An 11,594-nucleotide genomic window follows, 5' to 3' on the forward strand; every position below is an offset into this window, starting at 1 on the left:
TCTCTCCGTTTTAATGTCATCCCCCTCCAACTTCGACGAACTCGACCTCTTTGTCTGGGAAGGCAAAGCCGACATCCTCGACCGCATTGCGCGGTGCATGGCGAGCTTCGACGTGGAAGTCATCCGGGCCGATGGCCTGCCGCCGCCCCAGCAGGACCGCGGTGTCGCGCTGCGTCCTTCCGTCGCGATCATCAGCGTCACCGTCATCGACGGCGGCGGGCTTCCTCATGCCACGGAGCTGCTGCAAGGCATGCCCGTGATCTGGGTCGCTGCGGCCTCGCGCGAGCGCGACTCGCGCACGTATCCACCCGAGTACCTGCACGTCCTGCCCTACGACTTCACCTGCGCCGAACTGCGCACGATGGTGGCCAAGCTGGTGCGCCAGTTGCGTGCGCGCGATGTCGCGCCGCAGGCGCCCGACGTGCTGGTGGCGCATTCCGATGCAATGAAAGGGCTGCTCGCCGAAGTGGGCGCCTTTGCGGACTGCAACCATCCGGTGCTGGTGCGCGGTGAAACCGGCGTGGGCAAGGAGCGCATTGCGCAGCAACTTCACATCGGCCACCAGCAGTACGGCAAGGGCGCGTTCGTGGCGGTGAACTGCGGGGCGATTCCCGACGGACTGTTCGAGTCGCTGTTCTTCGGCCACACGAAGGGCTCGTTCACGGGTGCCGTGCACGCGCACCGCGGGTACTTCGAACAGGCCACGGGGGGCACGTTGTTCCTCGACGAGATCGGTGACCTGCCGCGCTATCAGCAGGTGAAGTTGCTGCGCGTGCTCGAAGACAGCGCGGTCACGCGGCTGGGTGCAACGTCGCCGATCCGCGTCGACTTCCGGCTCGTGGCGGCGACGAACCGCAACCTGCGTGAGATGGTGGCGAGCGGCGAGTTTCGGGCCGATCTGTTCTACCGGCTCGCGGTCATCGAGCTGCATGTGCCGAGCCTCGAAGAGCGCGGCGAGATCGACAAGATCGCGATCTTCAAGGCGCTGCTGGCGAACGTGCTCGGCGACGAGCTCGAGGCCTTGGGCGAAACGCCGCACTGGCTCAGCGATGCGGTGGCCGAAACCTATTTCCCTGGCAACGTGCGGCAGCTGCGCAACCTCGCGGAGCGCGTGGGCGTGATCGCGCGGCAGTTGCACAGCTGGGACCAGAACCTGATCCAGCGCGCGATCGCGCTCACGCGCGGCACGCCGGCACCGGCTGCGCTGGCCACCGACCGCAATGGCACGGGGGTCCCGCTCGATGCGAATGGCGACCGCAAGGGCTGGAACAGCAGCGAGCGCAACCGCATCATCGCGGCGCTCGAGATCAACGACTGGAAGCGCCAGGACACGGCGCAGCACCTGGGCATCAGCCGCAAGGTGCTGTGGGAAAAGATGCGCAAGTACCAGATCCTCGACGGCGAGCCTGGCATCCCAGAGGAAACTTAGCTCGCCCCCAGGCTGCGCGGCACTTCGTGTCCGCTTCTCCTTCCCCCTACCGGGGGCAACACCTACGGCCCGGCAAAGCCGGTTCCGTGGTGTTTCGCGAAGGGGCTTCGCTGGCGCTTGCCTCGTGAGTCAGTTGATTCCGAGGCGCGTTGACCGACGCAGCGGCGGGTTCGCAATCGATGCGCCCGGTGCGCGGTCGACCAACGGTTCGCTCGCGCAGGTCGTGTTGCTCGAGATGCACAGCGCGCCCAGCAGGCCGTCTTCGGTCAGGACGTTCCGGCTCGGGGGGCCGAAGATGCGGTCGATCCAGTTGTTGGCGCCGATGGGGTCGATGCGCAGTTCGCCGGTGGTGCGCGCCAGGCGCAGTTCCGAAATGCGCAGGTCGAACACGCCGTCGATGTAGTCGAACAGCAGGGTGTAGTAGTCGAGCTGGGCATCGAGCACCTGGGGCAGGGTCTCGCGGCCGAACTCCATGAGGCGGCGGCGGCCGCGGAAGGCCTGGCCCGAGGTGCTGACGGCTTCCATCAACTGGCGCTCGCGTTCGCGGCCGGCCACGGTGCGGGACCACGACGACGCGGTGAGCTCCATCAGGTTGAGCTTCACGCCCTCCATCTTGGCCTCCTGGTTCGCCACTTCGGCCAGGGCGCCCTTGAGCTTGAGCTGGCGATCGAAGCCGTTGCCGAAGTTCCAGTTCAATTCAAACGCGGCGCGCGTGGGATCTTGCGGCGACACGCCGCGCGGGTCCTTGCTCTTCACGACAACGGCGTCGAGCGTGGGGTACAGGCTGGCTTCGGTCTGATCGACCAGCGCACGCGCACGCGCCACGCGGCCCTGGGCTTCGGCCAGTTCGGTGCTGCGCGCCTCGGCGCGGCGCAGCGCTTCTTCCTGCGAGCCGATGCGCCAGTGCGCCGGCGCGGCGAGCACGGGCAGCGATTCGGGCGCGGGCGAGAACTTGAAGTAGTTGCGGAACTTGGCCAGCGCCTCGTCGCGCTGGGCCTCGAAGTCGGACTCGCGCGCAGCCACGAGGGCGCGGCGCGAGGCGGCCATGTTGAGGTCGTTGTCGCCGCTCACACCGAGCGCCACGCGGCGCGCCTCGGCCTTCGACAGGTCGGCCACGACTTCGGTGGCGCGGTGTGCGATCTGCTTTTTCAGGTCGAAGCGCTGCACCTGCAGGTAGGCGGTGAGCGCGTCCAGCACCACTTTCTGCGACGTGGTGGTAACGGCTTCGTCGTCGGCCTGGTTGCCGAATTCGGCGGCGCGCTGCGCCGCGCTCATGGCGCCGCCATCGATCAGGCTCACGCGTGCTTCGGCGGTGAGCACGGTGTAGTTCTCGCTCTTCGCGTCCTTGGCGCCGCTGCTGTAGGTGCCCGAGGAGGTGCCGACCTTGAAGCGCGGGTAGCGCGCCATGCGGGCCGCGTCAACGCCGAAGCTGCTGGTGTTGGCCGCGGCCTGCGCGGTCAGCACTTCGGGGTATTCCTGCGACAGCGCGATGAGCGCCTGCTTCACGCGCTGCGCGTAGCTCGCGGCGCCGAGCGACGGTGACGACAGGCGGCGCGACAGTGCCAGCGCCGCGGGCGGCGCCTCCTGCTCCGGCGACGGTTGGGCATACGCGGTGGGCGGCAGCGCCATGCTGACGCACAAGGTCGCGCAAAGCACACCCGGGGCGATGCGCGCGCGCCGGCCCGGCAACACGGGCTTGCTCATGGTTCGCGGAAGGCTTCGCGCCGCAGTTTCAGCACAGGCCGCAGGATGTACCAGATGAACGGATCGGTCCCCACACGCAGGTCGACTTCGGACTCCATGCCGGCGGTGACGCGGTTTTCCGGCCGCCCCACGTGCGACTGCGACATGCTGATGAGCAGGCGGTAGTACGGCGCGCCGCTGGCAATGGCGGCATCGCGGTCGGCGTCGGCCGCCACGAGCTTGACCTTGCCGTCGACGGCGCCGTAGCGCAGGTAGTCGTAGGCGGTGATCTTCACGCGCGCCTCCTGCCCCACTTCGACAAAGCCGCGGTCGTTCGGGTTGAGGCGCGCCTCGACCATGATCTCGTCCTCGTCGGGCACCACCTCCAGGATGGATTCGCCGGGCTTCACGACCCAGCCGGCGCTGGAGCTGCGCAGGCCCTTCACGATGCCGTCGGCCGGCGCCTTCACCACCGTGCGCGAGCGCTGGGTGCGGGCGCGCGCGAGGTCTTCGCTCAGGCTCGCGAACTGGCGCTCGACGGTGGCGAGTTCGTCCGATGCGCGGCGGCGAAAGCGGCCCTCGGCCTCGGCCATCTTGGCCTGTGCTTCGGTGATGGCGGCCTGCGCCGAGATCACGCCCTGGCGCGCCACGGCGAGTTCGCTGCGCACGCCTTCGGCCTGGCGGCGCTTCTCGAGCACCTCGACCTGGCCGACGAGTTTTTCGCTCAGCAGCTGTTCGGAGATCTCCAGCTCTTTCTGCATCAGCGCGAGCCGGTCGTTCAGGCCCTTGGCCTTGGCTTGCTGTTCGAGCTGCTTGCTGCGCGCCTGCTCCAGGCCCGACACGGCGCCGGCCATGACGCCGCGCTGTTCGAGCGCGCGCGCCTGGTAGGCGCCGACCTCGCCTTCGAGCACGGCTTCGTCGATGTCGGCATCGAACGAATCGCGCTTGAGCGGCTGGCCGCGGCTCTCGGCAATGAGCCGCACGCGGGTGGCCTGCGTGGCGGCGTAGCGCGCGGTGAGCTCCTCGAAGTTCAGGCCGCTGCCGCCCAGGTCGATCTCGACCAGCGACTGGCCCTGCTTGACCTTGTCGCCTTCTTTCACGAGCACGTTGCTGACGATGCCGCCTTCCAGATGCTGGATCGACTTCACGCGGTCGGAGGGGATCACGCGGCCCGGTGCGACGACCACGGTTTCCATCGGAAAGCCGAGCCCCACCGCCGCCAGCACCGCGACCGCGCCGCCGATGATCCACTGGCGCCGCCGGCCTTGCGGCGTGGTCTGCGCCGCCTGTTTCTCGCTCTCGCCCTGAAGCACCTGCGGCAAGTCTGGTTTCAAAATCCCGTTCCCCTGTCTCTGTCTGTCAGTCGGTCGATCCGTGGCAACCACGAATCACGCATCGCGTGGCCTGCTTGCTCACGCCATCGAGCGCGAGGCGGCCGGGACGCCTGCATTGCTGTTGCTGCTGCCGCTGCCGTCGTCGGTGCTGTCGCCCAGCGCCACCAGCGGTTTCTTCACGCCGAAGAGCTTGGGCACCATGACGGCGGCGGAGCCGATTTCCACGTTGCCCTGGCCGGTGACGTGATAGACGGCGGAGGCCGCCGACACGATGCGCAGCGAGTGCGTGACCACGACCACGGTACGCACCTTGGCCACCGCGAGCATGGTCGCGAGCAGGTTGCGCTCGCTTTGAAAGTCGAGGTCGTTGCTGGGCTCGTCGAGCACCAGCACCGAGGGCTTGCGCAGGAAGCTCATGGCCAGCGCGAGCTTGCGCCGCTCGCCCACCGAGAAGCCGGTGCCGCCCTCGCCCACCACGGTGCGGTAGCCGTCGGGCAGGCGCGAAATGAAGTCGTGCGCGCCCGAGAGCTTGCAGGCCGCGACGATCTGCTCGTCGCTCTGGCCCGGCGCGCCGCGGCGCATGGTGTCGACCAGCGGGCCGCCGAACCAGTACACCTCCTGCGAGAGATAACTGATCCAGCGCGACAGCTCTTCGCGGCCGAACTGCGACAGGTCGTACTCGCCGATGCTCACCACGCCGTGCGTGGGCGTGTACAGGCCCGACAGCAGCTTCACCAGCGTCGACTTGCCCGCGCCGTTGCGCCCGACGATCACATGCAGGCCGCCGGGGCCGATGTCGAGGTCGACGTTTTCCAGCACGGGCTGCGGCGCGTCTTCGGTGAAGCTGAAGCTCACGTCTTTCAGCGTGACGCGGCCCAGCGGCTGCGGCAGCGCCATGCCGGTGGGCGCCTTCTCGACCGGCTCGCCGAGCACGGTTTCCAGCCGCTTGGCGGCTTCCTTGGCGGTGGCCAGCGCGCGCCAGTTCGACACGAGCCCGGCCACCGGCTGCAGCGCCTTCAGCGCGAGCATGTTGGAAGCAACGAGGCCGCCCACCGTCATCCACTGCTGCATGACGGCGATGGCGCCGACGGTGACGACGATCACCGAGAACACGGTGAGCAGCACGGTGGTGCCGTCGCGCGCGGTTTCGATCTGGCCGTTCTTGCCGAAGCTCTCGCTGAGCCAGGCGTTGTAGGTCTGCTGCCAGACCTCGATGGTCGGGCCGTCGTTCGACTGCGCCTTGAGCGTCTCGCGCGCATGGCAGATCTCGGAGGTGATGCGATCGAGCCCGCGCCCGCGCAGCACTTCTTCGACGCGGCCGGCGCGCACTTCGTCGGCCCACCACCAGGCCAGGAACGCCATGATGGCCAGGAAGGCCGCCACCACGGGCAGCACCGGCAGCGCGACGATGCCGATCACGATCAGCGCGAAGATCGCCATCGGCAGGTCGAAGATCGATTGCGCGAGCCCGCCGGTGACGGTGCCGCGCACCGCGCCCACGTCGCGAAAGAACAGCTGCCAGGACGAGGCCGGCCGCGCCTCGAGCGCGCGCAGCGGCCGCCCGAGCATGGAGTGCAACAGCGCGCCCGACACGCCGTGGTCGACGGTGGCGCCCGCGTTGCGCAGCAGGCGCGAGCGGCGCGTGCGCAGCCAGAACTCGATGCACAGGAAGAACAGGATGCCGCTCACCAGCGCGGCGAGCGTGGAGACGCCGCTGCGCGAGAGCACGCGGTCATACACCTGCAGCAGGAAGATCGAAGGCAGCAGCCCGAACAGGCTGATCGGCAGCGACAGCCAGGCCGCGCTCTTGACGAGCGGGTAGGCCGCGCGAAACGCATCGTTCAGCGCACCGGCATACGGACTGGCGCCGGGGACTTCCGGCCTGTCGGCAACCAGCTGGCTGGGCAAGAGGAACTTGATCATGGAAAAAGACCGATCCGTCGGGCAACGACGCCTGCATCATTATCAACTGTTACCCGACTGTTACAAGGCAAAAATTCGCCTCTGACGCCTCTCAGCATCGGTGGGTGCGAACCTGCGCCGGACCGGTCGTTTCCGTACCGCGCGTTCCTTGCTGCGCGGCGTTTTCCCTGAGCGTGCAATTCATCGTTTTGTGGGTATGGCTGTGGGTCGCGGTGCGGCCGGATGAGCCCGGCAGGCCTTCGGCAAAAACGAGGGCGATGTTGGCGCACAGCAGCATCAGCAGCACCCAGGCGCACAGCAGCTGCAGCCAGCCCAGCCACCAGCGCCGCGGGGGTACCTCGCGTTCGGATTCATAGGGGATGTGGACCAGTGCGTTCCATCTCATGGCAGTGCTTTCAGGACCCGGGCCAGCCGGGAAAGACCGACACCGGCGGAGCTCTTGGCCAGCACCCAGTCGCCTGGTTGCAGCAGCCCGCCGAGTGCGGTGGAGAGGTCGGACACATCGACAAACCAATGGGAGCGGACCTTGGTGCGGATGCGCGTGTGAAGCGCCCGCATCAAGGGTCCGCACAGGAGCACGCGGTCAGGTTGCGACGCCAGCAACTCGGCCTCCAGATCGAGGTGATGGCGTTGCGCCGCGGGCCCCAGCTCCTGCATGTCGCCCAGGATGGCCACCCGGCGCGCAGGCTCGCAGGGGGCTTGTGACAGCAACTCAAGCGCCGCCCGCATCGAACTCGGGTTGGCGTCGTAGGTTTCATCGATCAGCTTGAAGCTTCCGCCGCCGATGTGAATGGTGTGCAGCGCACCGCGTCCGCCCGGCGGCTCGAAGTGCGCAAAGGGTTCGACCGCCGCGGCCAGCGGCAGGCGCAGCGCCTGCAGCGCGGCCAGCGCGGCCACGGCGCTGGCGCCCATATGGCGGCCCGGCGCGTTCAGGCGCAGCTGGAAGGGCTCGCCGGCCACCTCGGCCTGCACCTCGCCGTGGTCGAAGGCGAGCAGGCGCACGTCGGCGTCCTTGTGCTCGCCGTAGGTCACGATCTGCAGCTGGTGCGCCATGGCCGCTTCGGCGAAGGTGGCGAACTCGGGCATGTCGCGGTTGAGCACCACGCGGTCGCCCGCGGCCATGGCCTGGAACATGCGGCAATCGAGCCGCGCGGCGGCCTCCGACGGGCCGCGGTGCTTCTGCGACGCGGCCGACAGCCCCGTCACCACGATGAGCGAAGGCCGCATCAGCTGCGCCGAGGCCGGCATGTGCGAGGTACCCATTTCGAGCACCCAGTAGGCGGCATGGCGCGGCATGCAGGTGAGGTTCCACGCGATGCCCGAGGGCAGGCTGATGTTGCCTTCGGGCTGCGCCACCTCGCCCCACACAGTGAGCGCGCCGGCCAGCATGGCGGCCACGGTGCTGCTGCCCGCGCCGCTGCCCAGCACGCCGCACACGCGGCCGGTGAATTCGGTGCGTGCGTGGTCGCCCAGCTCGAGCACGGCCTGCAGCACGTTGGCCACCTGCAGCACGGGCACGCGCTTGTCCAGGTGCGGCTTGGGGTCGGTGCACAGCACGGCCGCGGCCGGCTGCAGCACGCCCTTGAGCGTGACGGCGGCCAGCGGCGTCTTCGAGGGCCGGGCCTGGTGTTCGAACACGACGCGGCCCTTGCGCATGAAGGTGCGCTGGGTCACGCCGGTGGCGCGCCAGCCGTCCTCGGGCTTGACCACCCACTCGCCGCCGGTCACGCGCGCCATCTCGCTGGCCGTCCAGACCGCGCCGTCGTCGCGCACGCCGCCACCGCCGCCGCCGGGGCCCGCGCCGCCGGGCTGGCTGCGCCGGTCGAGCAGGTAGCGGTGGTAGGCCGCGAAGCCGGTCACGTACTGCTCGACGTCGTCGATGCGCACGCGGAACGAGTGGTGCCGCACGAAGAAGGCGCCGACGACCGTGGACGGCCGGCGGAAGTACATCGCCATCTCGGGCCAGAAGAAACCGTTGAGCAGGTAGTGCGCGCGGTAGTCGAGCGCGCGGTAGAACTTCTCGGTGTCCAGCTCGTCGAGCAGGTGCCGCATGGCGGGCATGCTCTCCAGCCGCTGCAGCATCTGCTGCGCCGCCAGCATGAGGCTAAGCAGCGTGGGAAAGGTGGTCTTGCGGTCGAGCACGAAGTCCAGGTAGCCCGCCACGTTCTGCAGCCCGAAGCGGAAGTAGCGCTCCTGCGGGCTCCACTGCGTGAGCTCGTTCACGCAGCCGCTGAGCCAGTGGTCGTGCGACTGCCAGTGCTGGCTTGCAATGAAGTGGTCGAAGGCCTTCTCGACCGCGGCCAGCCAGCGCGGATCGCGCGTGAGGCCGTACAGGCGCATGAGGCCGAAGGCCGCTTCGCCGTCGTAGAAGATGACGCGCGAGGCCTGCTTGAGCGACAGGTCGGCCGCGTGCAGCACGTGGTCGAAGCGCCCGCTGGCCGGGTCCTGCAGCGCCACGATGCCCAGCGCGAGCTTCTCCAGCAGCGGCAGCCAGTGGCGCGTTTCCATCAGCTCGCAGTAGCGCACGAACATGCGCACGCAGGCCGCGTTGCCGCCCAGGCGGATCTCGCCGCCGGTGTCGACCAGGTAGGACACCTCGCGGCCGTCGGGCAGCGTGTAGTCGCGGATCAGCGCGTCGGTGAGGTGGTCGATGGCGCGGTCGATGGCCGCGCGCAGCGTGTCGTCGCGCGTGAGCTCCCAGGCCTCGAGCATGGCGTGCACGGTGCCCGCGTGGCGCATCGCGTCGTAGGTCGGGATGCGGCGGTCGAAGCACGGAAAGTAGCCGTACACGAACAGCCCGTCGCTCTGCATCTGGCGCGCCAGGTACGACGAGCCGCTGCGCACCAGCTCGAGCACCGCCTGCGGGTTGAGCGCCGGCAGCTGGCGGCGGCCCGCGTCGAGCCCCGTGCCCACGAGCTTGTGCACCACGCCGTCGGGCTGGCAGAACACGCCGACCGTGGCCAGCAAGTACACGGTGCGCTCGGACGACTCTTCCAGCGGCAGCGTGCGCTCGAAGCGGGCCTGCGCATAGACGTCGAAGTTGCGCACGTTCACCACCGAATGCGCGATGGTCGAATCGCCGCACAGCATGGCGTTGGCGTTGAGTTCCTGCTCGGTGAAGGCGAAGCCGAAGTCCTGGTCGAAGGCCAGGCCGAGCCGGAAGTAGTTGCGCTTGACCGCGGTGAGCTGGGTCTTGAACTGCGTCCAGTCCATGGGACTGGCGCCCTCGACCCAGTCGATGCGCAACCAGGGCGAGACGATGCCGCGCTCGCGCACCCATCGCTCGACGAGGTCGGCGCCTTCGCGCCAGGCGGTCTCGAAGTCGTCGGCCCGCGCATGCACGACGTGCGCACGCTGGGAGCCGTCGCTCACCGAGAAGAAGAGCGTGAAGGCCGGGTACGGGGCAGGCAACGCCGCGCACACGGACACCAGGCGCTCGTGGCAGGCGTGGAGCTGGTCTGAGAAGGACATCATTCGGCCCCGGTCGAATGCGGGCGAAGGCCGGTCGCGTCCGTCATCTGCTCTCGCTTGAATGACGTGATCGCGGACCGGAAGCCGCCCGTGAAATCATCGCGTGCTCCCGATTCAGCGGTAGCTGAACTCGGCGCGACGATTGAGCTGATGGCCCTCCTCGGTGGTGGCAAGCGATGCGGGCTTTTCAATGCCCCAGCTGACGGCTTCGATGCGTTCGCCCGGCACGCCCATCTGCGTGAGCATGCGTTGCACGGCCTCGGCGCGGCGCTGGCCGAGCGCGAGGTTGTACTCGCGGCCGCCGCGCAGGTCGGTGTGGCCTTCGATCACGACCCGGCTCGCCGGCCGGTTGCGCATGTAGCCCGCGTGCGCCTCGACGATGCTGCGGTCGCCGGCCCGGACGTCGTACCGGTCGAAGTCGAAGTAGACGATCTTGGCCGGTGTGTTCGGCGGCGGCGGCGGGGGTGCCGGCTCCACCTTGGGCACTTCGCGCACGCTCTTGTTGGAGTAGTAGTAGGTCGCGTCGTCGCGACCGCCCTTGGGAGGCACACCGCAGGCAGCGAGGCTTGCGCCCATTGCCACGAGGGCCAGTATCCGGAAATTCTTGTTCATGACGGTCCTTTCGCGGGACGGGCCGCTGACGGCCCGTCCCTGTCTGCTTGCTATCGAGGTTTCCCTTCCTCCTTCTTCGTGTCCTTGGATCAGCCCAGCAGGCCGTGCAGGATGTTCGTCACGGGTGCCAGGGCACCGCCGGCCGGGCTCTGGTCGAGCAGGCTGGTGATCGGGGTGAGCACGTTGTCGAGCACCGGGGCCACCGTGTGTTCGACGGTGTCCAGCACACCGGTCACGACCGCGGCCACCGGGGCTGCCGGCGTGCCGGCGAGGATGTCGGTCACCGGTTCGACTGCGTTGGTCACGGTTTCGACCACCGTCGAGACCACCGAGCCGGCCGAGCCGGCCGAGCCGTCGAGGATGCTCGTCACCGGTTCCAGGATGCCGGCCACCGGTTCGGCGCCACCCGTCAGGCCGCCGAGCAGGCCGCCCACGAGACCGTCGGCACCGAGCAGGCTGCCGACCAGGCCGTCGTCACCGAGGACGCCGCCGAGCAGACCGCCTTCGCCGCCGCCGAGCACGCCGCCCAGGAGGCCGCCGTCACCGCCGAGGACCCCACCGAGCAGGCCGTCGTCACCGAGGACGCCGTCGAGCAGGCCGCCGGCGTCGCCACCGGTCACGCCGCCGAGGACACCGCCCAGCAGGCCGTCGTCACCGAGGACGCCGTCGAGCAGGCCACCGGCGTCGCCACCGGTCACACCGCCGAGGACACCGCCCAGCAGGCCGTCGTCACCGAGGATGCCGTCGAGCAGCCCGCCAGCGTCGCCGCCGGTCACGCCGCCAAGGACGCCGCCCAGCAGGCCGTCGTCGCCGAGGATGCCGTCGAGCAGGCCGCCGGCGTCGCCACCGGTCACGCCACCGAGGACACCACCGAGCAGGCCGTCGTCGCCGAGGATGCCGCCGAGCAAGCCGCCGTCACCGCCGAGGACGCCACCCAGGAGGCCGTCATCACCCAGCACACCACCGAGCAGACCACCGTCGCCGCCGAGGACACCACCCAGAAGGCCGTCGTCGCCGAGGATGCCGCCGAGCAGGCCGCCGTCACCACCGAGGACACCACCCAGAAGGCCGTCGTCACCCAGCACGCCACCCAACGGGCCGTCGCTGCCGAGCACACCGCCCAGCAAGCCGTCGTCGCTCAG

At 69.2% G+C, this 11,594-nt stretch carries 7 protein-coding genes and 1 pseudogene; 1 reads left to right on the forward strand and 7 read right to left on the reverse strand.

The window, feature by feature from the left end; translation table 11 throughout:
• Positions 1-13: 13 nt before the first annotated feature.
• Positions 14-1,429 carry a sigma 54-interacting transcriptional regulator gene (locus AC3WQR_RS27730; RefSeq protein ID WP_095746755.1) on the forward strand — a complete coding sequence of 472 codons (1,416 nt, stop codon included), beginning with the start codon at positions 14-16 and terminating at the stop codon, positions 1,427-1,429.
• Between the two features lie 129 nt (positions 1,430-1,558).
• Here the strand turns inward: AC3WQR_RS27730 and AC3WQR_RS27735 are convergent, their stop codons facing one another.
• The 7 genes and pseudogenes from AC3WQR_RS27735 to AC3WQR_RS27765 all read right to left on the reverse strand — a co-directional run.
• A complete protein-coding gene (locus AC3WQR_RS27735; protein WP_492745048.1) occupies positions 1,559-3,133 on the reverse strand; it encodes a TolC family protein in 1,575 nt (524 codons plus the stop codon).
• Entirely contained in the window at positions 3,130-4,425 is a 1,296-nt protein-coding gene (locus AC3WQR_RS27740) for an HlyD family type I secretion periplasmic adaptor subunit (RefSeq protein ID WP_253252421.1), read from the reverse strand. Before AC3WQR_RS27740 ends, AC3WQR_RS27735 begins: the two co-directional genes overlap by 4 nt.
• A gap of 99 nt (positions 4,426-4,524) precedes the next feature.
• The gene (locus AC3WQR_RS27745) at positions 4,525-6,369 is read right to left on the reverse strand and encodes a peptidase domain-containing ABC transporter (protein WP_390348642.1); all 1,845 of its coding nucleotides are present in this window, start codon (positions 6,367-6,369) and stop codon (positions 4,525-4,527) included.
• A gap of 91 nt (positions 6,370-6,460) precedes the next feature.
• Complete coding sequence (locus tag AC3WQR_RS27750) at positions 6,461-6,754, reverse strand: hypothetical protein (protein ID WP_369630123.1); 294 nt, start codon at positions 6,752-6,754, stop codon at positions 6,461-6,463.
• A complete protein-coding gene (locus AC3WQR_RS27755) occupies positions 6,751-9,843 on the reverse strand; it encodes a glutamate ligase domain-containing protein (protein WP_492745051.1) in 3,093 nt (1,030 codons plus the stop codon). The genes AC3WQR_RS27750 and AC3WQR_RS27755 overlap by 4 nt, the downstream gene beginning before the upstream one ends.
• A 111-nt stretch (positions 9,844-9,954) precedes the next feature.
• On the reverse strand, positions 9,955-10,452 hold the full coding sequence (locus AC3WQR_RS27760; RefSeq protein WP_492686558.1) for an OmpA family protein: 498 nt from the start codon (positions 10,450-10,452) through the stop codon (positions 9,955-9,957).
• Positions 10,453-10,541: 89 nt separating this feature from the next.
• Positions 10,542-11,594 (reverse strand): annotated as a pseudogene (locus tag AC3WQR_RS27765) (hypothetical protein); the annotation flags it as partial.

This window comes from Variovorax sp. FW305-3-2-15-B-LB1, assembly GCF_058787635.1.

Coding starts and splice junctions, on each gene's coding strand:
- AC3WQR_RS27760 (WP_492686558.1), bottom strand. CDS start 10,452: ATGAACAAGAATTTCCGGATACTGGCCCTCGTGGCAATGGGCGCAAGC.
- AC3WQR_RS27750 (WP_369630123.1), bottom strand. CDS start 6,754: ATGAGATGGAACGCACTGGTCCACATCCCCTATGAATCCGAACGCGAG.
- AC3WQR_RS27755 (WP_492745051.1), bottom strand. CDS start 9,843: ATGATGTCCTTCTCAGACCAGCTCCACGCCTGCCACGAGCGCCTGGTG.
- AC3WQR_RS27745 (WP_390348642.1), bottom strand. CDS start 6,369: ATGATCAAGTTCCTCTTGCCCAGCCAGCTGGTTGCCGACAGGCCGGAA.
- AC3WQR_RS27730 (WP_095746755.1), top strand. CDS start 14: ATGTCATCCCCCTCCAACTTCGACGAACTCGACCTCTTTGTCTGGGAA.
- AC3WQR_RS27735 (WP_492745048.1), bottom strand. CDS start 3,133: ATGAGCAAGCCCGTGTTGCCGGGCCGGCGCGCGCGCATCGCCCCGGGT.